This is a genomic window from Candidatus Pseudomonas auctus (genome assembly GCF_048654275.1).
Lineage (GTDB): Bacteria > Pseudomonadota > Gammaproteobacteria > Pseudomonadales > Pseudomonadaceae > Aquipseudomonas > Aquipseudomonas pharyngis.
Genome location: NZ_JBJYZK010000014.1, coordinates 86114 through 101747, shown reverse-complemented (window position 1 = coordinate 101747; position 15634 = coordinate 86114). Strand labels below are relative to the sequence as shown.

Here is a 15634-nt window from a genome sequence, read left to right as displayed (position 1 = left end):
AGACGTGCCCTGCAATGAGCGATTTTCTGGATGTCGACGCCACCCTCGAAGACTGGAACGCGTTGCGCGCCACCACCGACTTCAGCGGTCTGCTGCTGGGCAACGGCGCCAGTCGCGCGGTGTGGGACGATTTCGGCTACGACTCGCTGTTCGAAAACGCCCGCACGGTGGAAGAAAAGCCCCTTAGCCCGTCGGAACTGAGCGTGTTCGACGCCATGCAGACGCGCAGTTTCGAGCAGGTGCTCGGCGCGCTGAAAACCACCAGTCGGGTCAACAAGGCGCTGGCCGTCAGCTCGGCCGCGCCGCGCAACCGCTACTACGCAATCAAGGAAGCGCTGATCAACACGGTGCACGCGGTGCACATCCCGTGGCGGCTCATCGAAGCCTCGACCCTGACGACCCTGAACAGCGAACTGGCGCGTTATCGCACGGTGTTCACCACCAATTACGATTTGCTCAATTACTGGGCTCTGCAACATCAGGGCGAGGCGATCGACGACCTGTTCAACGGCCCCGATGCGAGTTTCGATCTGTGCGAAAGCAGCACGGAAAAACCGCGTCTGCTGTACCTGCACGGCGGCCTGCATCTGGTGCGCAACCAGGACGGCACCGCGCGCAAACTGACCGCCACCGAGGGCACGCTGCTCGGCAGTTTCGCGATCAACAACACGATCAAGACGCTGGACGACGTGCCGCTGTTCGTCAACGAAGGGCCGAGCGCCGACAAGCTCAAAACCATCCGCAGTTCCGATTACCTGTCGTTCTGCTACAACCAGTTACTCGGTCACGGCGACAATCTGTGCATCTTCGGCCACGCCCTCGGCGAGCAGGACAGCCACCTCGTGCGCGCCCTGCGTCTGGCAAAACCGAAGACCGTGGCGATCTCGATCTACCCGCGCAGCGCGGCGTTCATCCAGCACCAGAAGCGGCACTACGCCAAGGTGTTCGAGGGCACGGGTGTCGAGTTGCGGTTTTTTGATTCCAAGAGCCATGCGTTGGGCAATCCGAAGCTGTCGGTGCCGGTCGAGGTCTGATCACTCCTCGCCGCTGTGCACCACCACCAGCAACTGCGCCTGCACCTCGCCCACTGAGCGGATGCGATGGGGTTTCTGCGCATTGAAGTGCAGCGCATCGCCCCGCTCCAGCAGCACCCTTTCGTTCACGAAGTCCACTTCGACCTGGCCTTCGTGGACGAACAGAAATTCCTCGCCCAAATGTTCCTTGAAGGTCTTGTCAGTGAATTCGCTCGGCGGATAAATGATGAACGGCAGCAGGCTGCGTTCGCTGACCTGATGGGCCAGCACCGCGTAGCCGGGGCTGTGGTCGTTGGCCGCCAGCGACTGGCGCTCATGGCTGCGCACCAGGCTGTAGCTGTCGAGGCTGACGTTGTCTTCGGAGAACAGCTCCTCGACTTTCACGTTCAGCGCCTTGGCCAGTTTCAGTGCAGCGGCTATCGACGGCGTGTTCAACCCGCGCTCGACTTTCGACAGGTAACTCTTGGTCATGCCGGATTTCTCGGCCAGCGCCTCAAGGGTTACGCCAAGTTTTTTTCTCAATAATTTCAAACGGATAGACATGCGAAGCGATTAATCCAGCAAAGGAAAGACGATTTGTCCTTGCCAATGACACAAAGTGTCATATAGCCTCTTAAGTGTCATCCATGGCAACCACCACAGGACACGGATATGGCGAAGACATTAGCACTACCCAAAGACGAACTGGTCAAGCAAGCGCTGACCCAGATGCAAAAAACCCTGGCGGATAATACGTGGACGGACCGGCAAAAGCTGGCCCTGACCTGCCGGATCCTGTTCGAAAACGGTCACGATTCGGGCCTCGCCGGGCAGATCACCGCCCGTGGCCCGCAACCGGGCACTTACTACACTCAGCAACTGGGACTGGGTTTCGACGAAATCACCGCGAGCAATCTGCTGCTGGTCAACGAAGACCTCGAAGTACTCGAAGGCCACGGCATGGCCAACCCGGCCAACCGTTTCCACAGCTGGGTGTACCGCGCCCGACCGGACGTGAACTGCATCATCCACACCCACCCGACACACATTGCCGCGCTGTCGATGCTGGAAGTGCCGCTGCAGATTTCCCACATGGACCTGTGCCCGCTGTACGACGATTGCGCGTTCCTTGAAGGCTGGCCGGGTGTGCCGGTGGGTAACGAAGAAGGCGAACTGATTGCCGGCGCGTTGGGCGACAAACGGGCGATCCTGCTTTCCCACCACGGGCAACTGTCGACCGGCACGACCATCGAGGAAGCCTGTGTCATCGCGCAACTGATCGAACGCGCCGCCAAACTGCAACTGCTGGCAATGGCCGCCGGGACGATCAAACCGATCATTCCCGAGCTCGGCCGCGAGGCCCATGACTGGGTGTCGAAACCCAAACGCCACGCCGCGGCCTTCAACTACTACGCCCGGCAGAACCTGCGGCAGCACGCCGATTGCCTGAACTGAACACCTCATCCTTGCGGAGCACTCTCATGTCCAACATTCACGGCATCATCGGCTACACCATCACCCCGTTCGGCGCCAATGGCGAAGGCGTCGACCTGCCGGCCCTCGGCCGCTCCATCGACCGTCTGATCGCCGGCGGCGTTCACGCCATCGCGCCACTGGGCAGCACCGGCGAAGGCGCCTACCTGAGCGATGCGGAGTGGGACCAGGTCGCCGAATTCAGCATCAAGCACGTCGCCAAACGCGTGCCGACCGTGGTCAGCGTGTCCGACCTGACCACCGCCAAAGCGGTACGGCGCGCACGCTTTGCCGAAGCCCACGGCGCCGACGTGGTGATGGTGCTGCCGACGTCCTACTGGAAACTCACCGAGGCGGAAATCCTCGCCCACTACCGCGCCATCGGCGACAGCATCGGCGTGCCGATCATGCTCTACAACAACCCGGCCACCAGCGGCACCGACATGTCGGTGGAGCTGATCCTGCGTATCGTCAACGGCGTGGAAAACGTGACCATGGTCAAGGAGAGCACCGGCGACATCCAGCGCATGCACAAGCTGCAACTGCTGGGCGAAGGCCGGGTGCCGTTCTACAACGGCTGCAACCCGCTGGCGCTGGAAGCCTTCGCTGCCGGGGCCAGGGGCTGGTGCACGGCGGCGCCGAACCTGATTGCGCAGCTCAATCTGGATTTGTACGAAGCCACGCTGGCGGCGGATCTCGGCAAGGCGCGGGAGCTGTTCTACCGCCAGTTGCCGCTGCTGGACTTCATCCTCAAGGGCGGCTTGCCGGCGACGATCAAGGCCGGTCTGCGCCTGACCGGTCTGGAAGTCGGCGATCCGCGTTTGCCGGTGTTCCCGCTGGCTGAGGCCGGGCGTACGCAATTGCAGGCCTTGCTGAACACCTTGCGTTGAACGAAAAAGATCCCGCCCGGTTTACGCCGGGCGGGATTTATTGTGGCCGTCGATCAGAGGCTGGCGGCGCGCTTCATGGCTTCGCGGTGGAACGGCTGATCCTTGAGAATCTGCGCGATGAACGTGTCGCTGATCAAGCGCATGTGTTCGAACTGACCGCCCGAGGCATTGAATGCGCCGCGCCAGGATTCGGTGTGATTCTTCACGGTGTACACGCCCAGTATCTGCTTGCCATGGCTGAGGCTGAACACCACCGTGCTGTCGAAACTCACCGGCACCGGCACCAGAAACAGAGTGAAGGCGCTCAGAAGCATCTGCGGCTGAATCCCGCCGACATCGCTGTTGGCAATCACCAAAACGTTGTAGCCGTCTTCGCTGCGGCCGGCCTTCACTTCTTCAAAGGTGCCACGCCGACGCAATTCGTCACGCAGCATCCAGCTCGGCATGCCGATCACACTGACGTTGATGGCCGGCAATTGCTGGCTGCTGTAATCGACGTCCGGCGCCTTCAGCGAATGGGTGGCCTGGCAGCCACCGAGCAGCAGAAGCAAGCCCAGAAGCAGACGTTTGATGAGCATTAGAATTTCCCCGAGAGCATGGCTTTGTAGACGGAGGCGCTGGTGCCGTTCTCTTCACGAATAAACGGTGTGGCGGTGTACAGGTTCGGCATGTCCAGTCGTTGCAGGCCGGGTACTTGCGGATATCTGGCGCGGACCAGCGCGGCGTCGCGTTCGAGATGATCGCTGTGCAGAAACAGGCAGGTGCTGTCGCTGGGGGACACGCAGCCGGCACGGAAGTCACCGATGTAGTAAGCCTTGCCCGCTTCAAGCTGCATGCCGATGGTGAAGTCTTCACGGCTCCAGGACACCGATCTGCCGCGATCGAATCGCACGTTGTAGATCTCGTAGCGACCGGGTTTGAGCGGCATCACGAACAGCGTGCCGATACCACGGCCGGTCTCGCGCACGTCTCGTGCGGTACGGGCATAGAACTCGTTGTGCAGGCGCGCGCTGGCGAATTCGTCACTGCCACGCTTGCGGATCAGCAGCATCTGTTCCTGGGCCGCATAGGATGCTTTTGGCCAGATGCCGACCACGCCCACCAGATAAGCCGTGCCGGAATCGGCACTCGGTGCGAGTTCATCATCGATTTGGGTCGGGGACAGGCTATAGCAGCCGCTCAAGCCGAGCAGCAGGGTCAGGACAGCGAAAAGGCGGATCATCAGTGGGAAAACTCTGGCGGCAGTTGTTCAAAAATTCCGCGAAAGAGTCATCTCGCGCCCCTTCCTTGGATTGGCGGCGGAGGATAAGCGAAATGATGGCACATGGCCAGAATTCAGTCGCCAAAGATTTGGCGACTGAACGTCATGGGTGGTTCAAAGCACCGGCAGGGTTTTGTCCTTGATCACCTTGGACGGCCCGTTGGCCTTGACGCTGGCGATGCCCTTGTCACACGCCGCGTCGGATGAATAGGATTCGCTGCTGCCGATGATCTGGTGATTGGCCGCCTTGAGGTTGAAGTAGGGGTGACCGTCCTTCGTCGATTTTTTCTCGTAGCGTTCGTCCAGCGGGCTGTTGGCCTGCACCGAGGCGATGCCGTTTTCGGCAGCCGTGCGGCTGGTGTACAGCTCGCTGGTCAGAATGGTTTCGGCGTTCGCCGCTTTCAGTACGAACCTGTACTGGCCGTTGCTGCTTTTGCTCAACTCATACCATCCGGACATGGTGTTTCTCCTTTTCGATGTGTCACAGGGTGATTCTGGTTCCAAGCAACCCGAGGAAACCGGCCAGCCATTTCGGGTGCGCCGGCCAGGCGGGCGCGGTGGCCAGGTTGCCCTGGACATGGCCGTCCGTGACCGGGATGTCGATGTAGGTGCCGCCGGCCAGCCGCACTTCCGGGGCACAGGCCGGATAAGCGCTGCACTCCCGTCCTTCGAGAATCCCCGCCGCCGCCAGCAGTTGCGCGCCGTGACAGACAGCGGCAATCGGCTTGCCGGCCTTGTCGAAAGCACGCACCAGTTCGAGGACTTTTTCGTTCAGCCGCAGGTATTCCGGCGCACGCCCGCCGGGCACCAGCAAGGCGTCGTAATCCTTGGCATCGACCTTGGCGAAATCGAAGTTCAGGGCGAACTGGTGACCGGGCTTCTCGCTGTAGGTCTGGTCGCCTTCAAAGTCATGGATCGCGGTGCGCACGGTCTTGCCGGCGGCCTTGTCCGGGCACACGGCATGCACGGTGTGACCGACCATTTGCAGGGCCTGGAACGGCACCATCACTTCGTAGTCTTCGACGTAATCGCCGACCAGCATCAGTATCTTTTTCGCGGCCATGGGCAGGACTCCTCTAGTGAATGCGCAGGAATATTCACAGTAGCCCAAGGACCGCGATGGCGTTCGCAAACTGTATGGATAACTCTGCGCTCAGCTGTAACAGCCCGACTGCCGTGGTTTGTGGCTAGATGAAGACACCTTCCTGTCATCTTCGAATCTGGTTGCCCTCATGTCTTCGCGCGAAAACACCGGCATGGCCCTCGGCCTGCTCGGCGTGGTGATTTTCAGCCTCACCCTGCCCTTCACCCGCATCGTGGTGCAGGAACTGCACCCGCTGCTCAATGGCCTCGGCCGCGCGTTGTTCGCGGCGATTCCGGCAGCAGCGCTGTTGTTGTGGCGACGGGAAAAGTGGCCGACCTGGAAGCAAGTCAAAGGCCTGAGCCTGGTGATCGCCGGGGTGATCCTCGGTTTCCCGGTGCTGTCGGCGTGGGCCATGCAGACCCTGCCGGCCTCCCATGGCGCGCTGGTCAACGGTTTACAGCCGCTGTGCGTGGCGTTGTACGCCGCGTGGTTGTCCCATGAACGTCCATCAAAAGCCTTCTGGGCCTGCGCCGCACTGGGCAGTGCGCTGGTGCTGGGATACGCGCTGTACACCGGTGCCGGCAGCATTCAGGCCGGGGATTTGTTGATGTTGGGTGCGATTGCGGTGGGTGGTCTGGGTTATGCCGAGGGCGGGCGTCTGGCCCGGGAGATGGGCGGCTGGCAAGTGATCTGCTGGGCGCTGGTGCTGTCGACGCCGCTGCTGATCGGCCCGGTGCTGTATCTGGCGTTGCAGCATCAGGGCGCGGTATCGGCAAAAACCTGGTGGGCGTTCGGTTACGTCGCACTGTTTTCGCAGTTTCTGGGGTTCTTCGCCTGGTACGCCGGGCTGGCCATGGGTGGCATTGCCCGGGTCAGTCAGATCCAGTTGTTGCAGATCTTCTTCACCATCGCGTTTTCCACGTTGTTCTTCGGGGAACACGTGGAGCCGATCACCTGGCTGTTCGCCTGCGGGGTGATCGCGACGGTGATGCTCGGGCGCAAGACCGCGGTGCGCCCGGCTCAACCGGGCACATTACCGGCCGGGGTTCAGCTCAAGCCTTGAGCTTCAGCAGGCCGTCAGCGAGCAGCAGGGTTTCGAGGCAGTGCTCGCTGATCTGGTAGAACGCCTTCAACTCCTGAATTTTCACCAGCAACTGAGTCGGGTCCACCGGCTCGGCGCGCTTCACCGCCAGGATCATCTTGTTCTTGTTGGTGTGGTCCAGGGAGATGAACTCGAACACCTTGGTCTCGTAACCGCAGGCTTCAAGGAACAGCGCACGCAAGCTGTCGGTGACCATTTCCGCCTGCTGGCCCAGGTGCAGGCCGTATTGCAGCATCGGCTTGAGCAGCGCCGGGCTCTGGATCTGCAAGCGGATCTGTTTGTGGCAGCACGGCGAGCACATGATGATCGAGGCGCCGGAGCGGATGCCGGTGTGGATCGCGTAGTCGGTGGCGATGTCGCAGGCATGCAGGGCGATCATCACGTCCAGCTCGCTCGGCGCCACGCTGCGCACATCACCGCATTTGAACACCAGCCCCGGGTGTTCGAGTTTCTGCGCGGCGGTGTTGCACAGGTTGACCATTTCTTCACGCAACTCGACGCCGGTGACTTCGCCTTCGGCCTTCAGGGTGTTGCGCAAATAGTCATGAATGGCGAACGTCAGATACCCCTTGCCCGAACCGAAATCCGCCACCCGCACCGGTTTGTCCAGGGCCAGCGGCGACGAGGTCAGCGCGTGGCTGAAGACTTCGATGAACTTGTTGATCTGCTTCCACTTGCGCGACATCGCCGGGATCAGCTCGAGCTGGGCGTTGGTCACGCCCAGATCCTTGAGGAACGGTCGGTTCAGATCGAGGAAGCGGTTTTTCTCGCGGTTGTGCTCGGCGGACGGCACTTCGCGCAATTGCTGGGGTTTGCTCATGAACAGCGAGCTCTTGCCCTTTTTGCTGTATTCGAGCTGGGCTTCATCAGTCAGGGCCAGCAAATGCGCATTTTTGAACGCCGCCGGCAGCAGCCCGGCAATCGTCGCCACCGCTTCATCCAGCGGCAGGTTCTTGGTGATGTCGCGAGTCTTGTAGCGAAAAACGAACGACAGGCACGGCTGCGCCTTGACCGTCACCGGTTTGATGATGATCCGCTGCAGATCCGCTTCTTCGCCGACGTACTTGGCCAGCACCAGTTTGATGAAACCATTCAGTTCGAGGCTGGTTTGCAGCAGCTCGATGAACCGGGCGTGGTGATCGGGCGCCGGTTTGGCAGATGCGGAGGGAGCGGTAACGGACATGGGAAAAAGCGGCCTCGGACGGGCAAATCGGGAATGGGCGCTAGTTTAGGGGGGATGGGGGTTGGGGACACGCTCTTATTTACCGAACGGCTTCTAAAAGCGGCCCTCACCCCAACCCTCTCCCGGAGGGAGAGGGAGCCGACCGAGTTGTTTTCTTGAGTTACGCCGACCTGAAATACCGAGTCGAACTCAAGATTTGAAACCCAAGAAAATCGGCTCCCTTCCCCCTCTCCCCTCTGGGGAGAGGGCTGGGGTGAGGGGGGGGTTCAAGCCGAACGCAAAAATCAAAGCTACCCCAAAACGACCAACCGATTCGGCAACTCATTCCTGACCTGCGTCACCGGCACATGCACCTTGAGCAACTCGCCGCACGCCTCGATACAGGTAACAAAGCCCTGCAACGTCTGCCCCTGCCGCACCTGCTCGGTAAACGCCGCGACAATCGAGTCCCAGCTCTTGTTATCCAGCTTTTTGGAAATCCCTTCGTCCACCAGAATTTCCACATACCGCTCCGCCTCGCAGACAAAAATCAGCATGCCGGTGCTGCCCACCGTGTGATGCAGGTTCTGTTCGAGAAACTGGCGCCGCGCCAGGTTCGAGGCGCGCCAGTGCCGGACGTGGCGCGGGATCAGATGAGTGGTGACCCTGGGCAGGCGAAACAGCAGGCACAGCACGACAAAACTGACCCACTGCACCAGCAACAGACTGTGCATGGTCAGCCAGCCGGTCAGGTAATGCACGATCCCCGGCACCACCAGCGCCAGCAGGCTGGCCCACAGCAGCGGGATGTACGCGTAGTCGTCGGCGCGGGCCGCGAGCACCGTCACCAGTTCGGCGTCGGTGTCGCGCTCGACCCGGGCGATGGCCTCGGCGACCTTGCGTTGTTCGTGTTCAGTCAGTAATGCCATGTCGTGTTGTGCCTGCTCATTATTGTTATCACCAGCCGCCGGAGGACCCGCCCCCGCCGAAACTGCCACCGCCGCCGCTGAAGCCCCCGCCGCCTCCGCCGCCGCCAAATCCACCGCCACCAAAGCCGCCCCCTCCTCCGGAGCCGCCCCGGCCGGCGGGAAGGATACCGAGCATCTGGCAGACAAAAACAGTCACGATGAACAACATCACCAGAAATACGAACAACGCCGGATGCCGCGAGACGAAGTCGTCCGCAGGATCGCCGGCCGATTCATACACAGTGGACGGTTCGTCCAGCGGATTTCCGCCCAGCACTACCAGCATCGCCGCGACACCGTCGCTGATGCCCTTGCTGAAATTGCCGGCCTTGAACGACGGCGTGATCACCTGATGAATGATCACCGAGCTCTGGGCATCGGTCAGGCGATCCTCCAGCCCGTAGCCGACTTCGATGCGCAATTTGCGCTCGTCCCGGGCGACGATCAACAGGGCGCCGTTGTTCTTGTCCTTCTGGCCGATGCCCCAATGCCGGCCGAGCTCGACGCCATAGTCCTCGATGGTCGCGCCTTGCAGGTTCGGCAACGTCACCACCACCAACTGTTCGCCGGTCGCCTGCTCGTGGGCCTGCAATTGCTGGCTCAGTTGCGTGCGCACCGACGGCTCGATCATCTGCGCATCGTCCACCACCCGCCCGGTCAGCGCCGGAAAGGTCAACTCGGCCCGGGCGCTGACGGCAAACAGCCACAGCATCAGCACCAGGCCCATCTTCAACACACGCATGGGCATCCCCGGCTCAGAACTTCACTTCCGGGGCCTTGTCCGCGCCGGGGCTGGTGGCTTCGAAGGTCTCGCGGATCGGCAAATTGCTGTACATCACGCTGTGCCACAGACGACCGGGAAAGGTGCGGATCTCGGTGTTGTACTTCTGCACTGCCAGAATGAAATCGCGTCGGGCCACGGCGATGCGGTTTTCCGTGCCCTCAAGTTGCGATTGCAGGGCGAGGAAGTTCTGGTTGGCCTTCAGGTCCGGATAGCGTTCGGACACCACCATCAAGCGGCTCAAGGCACCGGTCAACTGGTCCTGGGCCTGCTGGAACTGCTTGAGTTTTTCCGGATTGTCGAGAGTGCTGGCATCGACCTGGATCGACGTCGCCTTGGCCCGGGCCTCGATCACGGCGGTCAGGGTTGCTTCCTCGTGTTTGGCATAGCCCTTCACGGTTTCCACCAGATTGGGGATCAGGTCGGCGCGGCGCTGGTACTGGTTCTGCACCTGGCCCCAGGCAGCCTTGGCCTGTTCGTCGAGGGTGGGAATGTTGTTGATGCCGCAGGCGGTCAACAACGTGGCCAGCACCAGCAGGGTGGCGACCTGCAAACGCGAGCGGTAGACAGGACTGACATTCATCGGACGGGTGCTCCCTTGCACATTTCATGAATAATGAATCGCGAAACATTCTCAGCCGACGGTTGGGGCATAATCGCCCCCGCCACTGGATTGCGGCGGGCCGATGGGCTAAAAAGAGGCCCTGCGCGATCACGTCGCCGAAACGTTCGACGTACATTCGGCTGTCGTTTTCTGAATCAGCACCCGAACAACAATAGTCGCTCCCTACATTTTGGCTGGCCGGTGTTGTAACGCCGTTTAGGCCCTTGAGAAAACTATTCATGAAGAAGCTGTGTTTGCTGGGCCTGTTCGTCAGCCTGGCCAGTCATCAGATACTGGCCGCCACGACCCCGGTCCCCCTGGAAAACAAGGATGCGTTCATCAGTAATCTGATGAAACAGATGACCCTCGACGAGAAAATCGGCCAGTTGCGCCTGATCAGCATCGGCCCGGAAATGCCCCGCGAGCTGATCCGCAAAGAGATCGCCGCCGGCAACATCGGCGGCACCTTCAACTCGATCACCCGCCCGGAAAACCGTCCGATGCAGGATGCTGCCATGCGCAGCCGGCTGAAGATTCCGATGTTTTTCGCGTACGACGTGATCCACGGTCACCGTACGATTTTCCCGATTCCGCTGGCCCTGGCGTCGAGCTGGGACATGGACGCCATCGGCCAGTCCGGGCGCGTTGCCGCCAAGGAAGCCGCCGCCGACAGCCTCGACATCACCTTCGCGCCGATGGTCGACATCTCCCGCGACCCGCGCTGGGGCCGCAGCTCCGAAGGTTTCGGTGAAGACACCTACCTGACCTCGCGCATCGCCAAAGTCATGGTCAAGGCCTATCAGGGCGACACGCCGAGCGCGGCCGACAGCATCATGGCCAGCGTCAAGCACTTCGCCCTGTACGGCGCGGTCGAGGGCGGTCGCGACTACAACACCGTCGACATGAGCCCGGTGAAGATGTACCAGGACTACCTGCCACCGTACCGCGCAGCCATCGACGCTGGCGCCGGCGGCGTGATGGTGGCGTTGAACTCGATCAACGGCATCCCGGCCACCGCCAACACCTGGCTGATGAACGACCTGCTGCGCAAGGACTGGGGCTTCAAGGGCCTGGCGGTCAGCGACCACGGCGCGATCTTCGAACTGATCAAGCACGGCGTGGCCCGCGACGGTCGGGAAGCGGCGAAGCTGGCGATCAAGGCCGGCATCGACATGAGCATGAACGACACCCTGTACGGCAAAGAGCTGCCGGGGCTGCTCAAGTCCGGCGAGATCGAACAGCAAGACATCGACAACGCCGTGCGTGAAGTCCTCGCCGCCAAGTACGACATGGGCCTGTTCAAGGACCCGTACCTGCGCATCGGCAAGGCTGAAGACGATCCGGCCGACACCTACGCCGAAAGTCGCCTGCACCGCGCCGACGCCCGTGAAGTGGCGCGTCGCAGCCTGGTGCTGTTGAAGAACCGGAACGAAACCCTGCCGCTGAAGAAAACCGCCAAAGTTGCGCTGGTCGGCCCGCTGGCCAAGGCTCCGATCGACATGATGGGCAGTTGGGCGGCCGCCGGTCGTCCGGCGCAATCGGTGACCCTGTTTGACGGCATGAGCAATGTGATCGGCGACAAGGCGAACCTGATCTACGCCCGTGGCGCCAACATCACCAGCGACAAGAAGGTTCTCGACTACCTGAACTTCCTCAATTTCGACGCGCCGGAAGTGGTCGATGACCCACGCCCGGCCAACGTGTTGATCGACGAGGCGGTGAAAGCCGCCAAGGATGCTGACGTGGTGGTCGCGGCCGTGGGCGAGTCCCGTGGCATGTCCCACGAATCGTCGAGCCGCACCGACCTGAACATCCCGGAAAACCAGCGCGAGCTGATCCGTGCCCTGAAAGCCACCGGCAAGCCGCTGGTGCTGGTGCTGATGAACGGTCGTCCGCTGACCATCCTCGAGGAGAAGGAACAGGCCGACGCGATTCTGGAAACATGGTTCAGCGGCACCGAGGGCGGCAACGCTATCGCCGACGTGCTGTTCGGCGACTACAACCCGTCGGGCAAACTGCCGGTGACCTTCCCGCGCTCCGTGGGCCAGATCCCGACCTACTACAACCACCTGAGCATTGGCCGGCCATTCACGCCAGGTAAACCGGGCAACTACACTTCGCAGTACTTCGATGACACTACCGGCCCCCTGTTCCCGTTCGGTTACGGCCTGAGCTACACCGACTTCAGCCTGAGCGACATGGCGCTGTCCTCGACCACCCTGAACGCCACCGGCAAGCTCGACGCCAGCGTCATGGTCAAGAACACCGGCAAGCGTGACGGCGAAACCGTGGTGCAGCTGTATATCCAGGACGTCACCGGGTCGATGATCCGTCCGGTCAAGGAGCTGAAGAACTTCCAGAAAATCATGCTCAAGGCCGGCGAGCAGAAAGTCGTGCACTTCACCATCACCGAAGATGACCTGAAGTTCTACAACGCCCAGCTCAAGTACGCGGCCGAGCCTGGCAAGTTCAACGTGCAGATCGGCCTGGATTCCCAGGACGTGACGCAGCAGAGCTTTGAGTTGCTGTAATTAGCCAAGCGCTGCAAAACCTGTCTGATCGTTCCCACGCTCTGCGTGGGAATGCAGCCCGGGACGCTCCGCGTCCCAAAGCGGACGCAGAGCGTCCATTGAGGCATTCCCACGCAGAGCGTGGGAACGATCAATTGCGCTTAGCCGCGTCTGTCGAGCAAGTTGACCACCACTCGATCCACCCAGCCCCACACCCGCTGCTTCACCCGCCGCCACAGTGGCCGTTTCCGCCATTCCTCCAGGCTCACCTGCTGACTCAGGCCGAAGTCCTTCTCGAAACTCGCCGCCACCGCTGCCGTCAGCGACGGGTCCAGCGCTTCCAGATTCGCCTCAAGATTGAAGCGCAGATTCCAGTGATCGAAATTGCACGAGCCGATGCTGACCCAATCGTCCACCAGCACCATTTTCAGGTGCAGGAAACACGGCTGGTATTCGTAGATTTTCACCCCGGCCTTGAGCAGGCGCGGGTAGTAGCGATGCCCGGCATAACGCACCGACGGGTGATCGGTACGCGGCCCGGTCAGCAGCAGGCGCACGTCGAGACCTCGGGCGGCGGCCTTGCGCAGGGAACGGCGGATCTTCCAGGTGGGCAGGAAGTACGGCGTGGCCAGCCAGATCCGCTGCTGGCCGCTGTTCAGCGCGCGGAACAGCGATTGCAGAATGTCGCGATGCTGGCGGGCGTCGGCGTAGGCCACGCGGCCCATGCCCTCACCCGTGTCCGGCACGCGCGGCAGCCGTGGCAGGCCGAAATGCGCGTTGGGCCGCCAGGCCCGGCGATGGCGGTTGGCGATCCATTGACGGTCGAACAGTAATTGCCAGTCGAGCACCAGCGGGCCGGTGATCTGCACCATGACCTCGTGCCATTCGCTGGTGTCGTGGCCCGGCGTCCAGAACTCGTCGGTGACCCCGGTGCCGCCAACCACCGCCAGACGCTGGTCGACCAGCAACAGCTTGCGATGATCGCGATAGAAATTGCCGACCCAGCGCCGCCAGTTCAGCCGGTTGTAAAAACGCAGCTCGACCCCGGCCCCGGTCAGCCGCCGGCGCAACGTGAGGGTGAAGGCGAGGCTGCCGTAATCGTCGAACAGGCAACGCACCCGCACGCCCCGCTCCGCCGCCAGCACCAGCGCCTGCACGATGGTTTCGGCACAGGCACCGGCCTCCACCAGATACAGCTCCAGTTCGATCTGCTCGCGGGCGCGGGCAATCTCGTCGAGCATGCGCGGGAAGAATTGCGGGCCGTCGATCAACAGCTCGAAGCGGTTGCCATCACGCCACGGAAACACCGCGCCGCGCATGTCAGCGCGCCGTGAAGATCAGCACCGCACCCACCGGCACCGACAGACTGATGGCCGACAGACCGGCCATGTTGCGCAGGCTTTCCAGGCCCGGCAGCAGATCGAAATCCTCGGCGCTGATCACCAGCGGCTCCAGGGTCACCACCTGAAAGCGTCGGTCATCGAGGCGCGTGGCGAGCAGCTCGGCGGGGTATTCGTGCTCTTTGCCGTGCAGGTTGACGGTCAGCGGCAAGCGCAATTCAAGCTGCGCGCCGGGGGCCAGATCGTTGATCGGGCGCAGGTCGATCTGGGTGGTGATGGTCGCTTCGGGGAATTGCTCGATCTGGAACAACTCCTTGCGCATGCGCTCGTCGCGCAGCGGGATGCCGCTGTTGATCGAGTCCAGCTCGACCTCGACCACGGCGCGCCCGTCGGGATCGACCTTGCCGTGCAGCACCAGAAAGCGCTGCACTTCGGACACGTTGGCGTTTTTCGTGCTGACGAACGACAGCCGCGACGACTCGCCGTCCAGATACCAGTTGGCCTGGGCCGGCAGCGCAGCGGCGCCCAGCAGCAGGCCGGCGAAGGCGTTGCACAGAGAACGGTTGAACATTGAAAACTCGTGGGGCCGATAAACGTGCACGAACCTTAACTGGCCTTGGCGTTATTGCAAACTGTCAGTCTGTGCAAACACTCAGGCCAATGCCTGCTGCACCTCGCCGATGGTCGACGCGAGGCTGTTGAGGTGCAGGCTCAGCACCCGTTCCACCGGCGCCTGATCCATTGGCCAGTGCAGCGCCATACTGCCGACCAGCCGCCCTTGCGCACGAATCGGCAACGCCACCGCGCGAATCAGGAACGGCAGGCGCACCGGGTATTCCCAATAACCTTCAGTGCGCTGGCCGAAGCCCTGATGCAAGGCTTGTTCGGTGGCCTGCAATACACCGTCATCCGCCAATTGTTCGCGCTCGGCCAGACGTTTCACGTCCTGGCTGTCGAGTTCGCCAAGGCAGGCCCGGCCCATGGCCGAATGAAACAGGCTGGCGTGATGGCCGACGATCTGGCAGTTGGTGGGATAGCGTTTGCGCAAGATCTGCGGGATCGCACTTTCCATCACTTCAACCCGTTCGCCGTCGAAGCACGACAGATCTGCCACCAGCCCGGTACGCTCGCTCAGCTCCAGCAGCATCGGCGCGGCGCTTTCCACCAGGTGGCGTTTGAAGCGTTGCTGTCGATCACCGAACAGCCGTTTGGCGCACAACCGGTAGCGGCGGTCGCTGAGGCCGCGATAGATCCAGCCCTGCTCCTGCAAGGTCGCGAGCATGCGCGACACCGTGGCCTTGGGCAGAGTCGTCAGGTAGTGCAACTCTTCCAGCCCCAACGCCTGATGCTCGCCGAGCAACTCGACGATGGCCAGCGCCCGTTCGACCGAGCGCACGCTACCGGTGTCTGCCTTGCTGCCCATGTGTTCGACCTCCATGGATACGG

At 61.9% G+C, this 15634-nt stretch carries 17 protein-coding genes; 5 read left to right on the top strand and 12 right to left on the bottom strand.

All coding sequences use genetic code 11. The features are described from left to right. The first annotated feature begins 14 nt into the window (after window positions 1-14). Complete coding sequence (locus tag ACKUG4_RS22745) at window positions 15-1034, top strand: DUF4917 family protein (protein ID WP_445434878.1); 1020 nt, start codon at window positions 15-17, stop codon at window positions 1032-1034. Here ACKUG4_RS22745 and ACKUG4_RS22740 read toward each other — a convergent pair whose 3' ends face one another. Beyond that, window positions 1035-1577, bottom strand: a complete 543-nt coding sequence (locus ACKUG4_RS22740) for a helix-turn-helix domain-containing protein (RefSeq protein WP_085611647.1) — start codon at window positions 1575-1577, stop codon at window positions 1035-1037. A 108-nt stretch (window positions 1578-1685) separates the two neighbouring features. Between ACKUG4_RS22740 and ACKUG4_RS22735 the strand changes: the two genes are divergently transcribed. Beyond that, window positions 1686-2468 (top strand): aldolase, encoded by a 783-nt coding sequence (locus ACKUG4_RS22735; RefSeq protein ID WP_064594034.1) that lies wholly within the window; start codon window positions 1686-1688, stop codon window positions 2466-2468. 26 nt (window positions 2469-2494) lie between these two features. Then, complete coding sequence (locus ACKUG4_RS22730) at window positions 2495-3376, top strand: dihydrodipicolinate synthase family protein (RefSeq protein WP_445434877.1); 882 nt, start codon at window positions 2495-2497, stop codon at window positions 3374-3376. 53 nt (window positions 3377-3429) lie between these two features. Here ACKUG4_RS22730 and ACKUG4_RS22725 read toward each other — a convergent pair whose 3' ends face one another. The 4 genes from ACKUG4_RS22725 to ACKUG4_RS22710 form a co-directional block, all read right to left on the bottom strand. Beyond that, on the bottom strand, window positions 3430-3954 hold the full coding sequence (locus tag ACKUG4_RS22725; RefSeq protein WP_064383015.1) for a hypothetical protein: 525 nt from the start codon (window positions 3952-3954) through the stop codon (window positions 3430-3432). Then, entirely contained in the window at window positions 3954-4598 is a 645-nt protein-coding gene (locus tag ACKUG4_RS22720) for a hypothetical protein (protein WP_039772743.1), read from the bottom strand. Before ACKUG4_RS22720 ends, ACKUG4_RS22725 begins: the two co-directional genes overlap by 1 nt. A 153-nt stretch (window positions 4599-4751) precedes the next feature. Next, the gene (locus ACKUG4_RS22715; protein WP_085648635.1) at window positions 4752-5096 is read right to left on the bottom strand and encodes a YegP family protein; all 345 of its coding nucleotides are present in this window, start codon (window positions 5094-5096) and stop codon (window positions 4752-4754) included. A 22-nt stretch (window positions 5097-5118) separates the two neighbouring features. After that, complete coding sequence (locus tag ACKUG4_RS22710) at window positions 5119-5700, bottom strand: DJ-1/PfpI family protein (RefSeq protein WP_064594029.1); 582 nt, start codon at window positions 5698-5700, stop codon at window positions 5119-5121. A gap of 169 nt (window positions 5701-5869) precedes the next feature. Here ACKUG4_RS22710 and ACKUG4_RS22705 point away from each other — a divergent pair, with 169 nt between their 5' ends. Continuing rightward, window positions 5870-6784, top strand: a complete 915-nt coding sequence (locus tag ACKUG4_RS22705; protein ID WP_445434876.1) for a DMT family transporter — start codon at window positions 5870-5872, stop codon at window positions 6782-6784. Here ACKUG4_RS22705 and ACKUG4_RS22700 read toward each other — a convergent pair. The 4 genes from ACKUG4_RS22700 to ACKUG4_RS22685 all read right to left on the bottom strand — a co-directional run bounded on the left by ACKUG4_RS22700 (window position 6774) and on the right by ACKUG4_RS22685 (window position 10317). Then, on the bottom strand, window positions 6774-8006 hold the full coding sequence (locus tag ACKUG4_RS22700) for a class I SAM-dependent methyltransferase (RefSeq protein ID WP_445434875.1): 1233 nt from the start codon (window positions 8004-8006) through the stop codon (window positions 6774-6776). The two genes, ACKUG4_RS22705 and ACKUG4_RS22700, sit on opposite strands and share 11 nt — an antisense overlap. Window positions 8007-8296: 290 nt before the next feature. After that, window positions 8297-8914 carry a TPM domain-containing protein gene (locus ACKUG4_RS22695; protein ID WP_236189539.1) on the bottom strand — a complete coding sequence of 206 codons (618 nt, stop codon included), beginning with the start codon at window positions 8912-8914 and terminating at the stop codon, window positions 8297-8299. A 28-nt stretch (window positions 8915-8942) separates the two neighbouring features. After that, on the bottom strand, window positions 8943-9695 hold the full coding sequence (locus ACKUG4_RS22690; RefSeq protein ID WP_064594025.1) for a TPM domain-containing protein: 753 nt from the start codon (window positions 9693-9695) through the stop codon (window positions 8943-8945). 13 nt (window positions 9696-9708) lie between these two features. Then, window positions 9709-10317, bottom strand: coding sequence for a LemA family protein (locus tag ACKUG4_RS22685; protein ID WP_039771481.1), 609 nt, complete (start codon window positions 10315-10317; stop codon window positions 9709-9711). Between the two features lie 260 nt (window positions 10318-10577). On the opposite strand from ACKUG4_RS22685, the gene bglX reads away from it, so the two are divergent. Beyond that, window positions 10578-12869 (top strand): beta-glucosidase BglX, encoded by a 2292-nt coding sequence (bglX, locus tag ACKUG4_RS22680; protein WP_445434874.1) that lies wholly within the window; start codon window positions 10578-10580, stop codon window positions 12867-12869. Window positions 12870-13009: 140 nt separating this feature from the next. On the opposite strand, the gene ACKUG4_RS22675 is transcribed toward bglX, so the two are convergent. The 3 genes from ACKUG4_RS22675 to ACKUG4_RS22665 form a co-directional block, all read right to left on the bottom strand. Continuing rightward, entirely contained in the window at window positions 13010-14167 is a 1158-nt protein-coding gene (locus ACKUG4_RS22675; RefSeq protein WP_134334230.1) for a phospholipase D-like domain-containing protein, read from the bottom strand. Window position 14168: 1 nt separating this feature from the next. Further along, window positions 14169-14759 carry a YceI family protein gene (locus ACKUG4_RS22670; RefSeq protein ID WP_445434873.1) on the bottom strand — a complete coding sequence of 197 codons (591 nt, stop codon included), beginning with the start codon at window positions 14757-14759 and terminating at the stop codon, window positions 14169-14171. A gap of 81 nt (window positions 14760-14840) precedes the next feature. Beyond that, window positions 14841-15611, bottom strand: coding sequence for an IclR family transcriptional regulator (locus tag ACKUG4_RS22665; protein ID WP_085647870.1), 771 nt, complete (start codon window positions 15609-15611; stop codon window positions 14841-14843). Window positions 15612-15634: the final 23 nt, after the last annotated feature.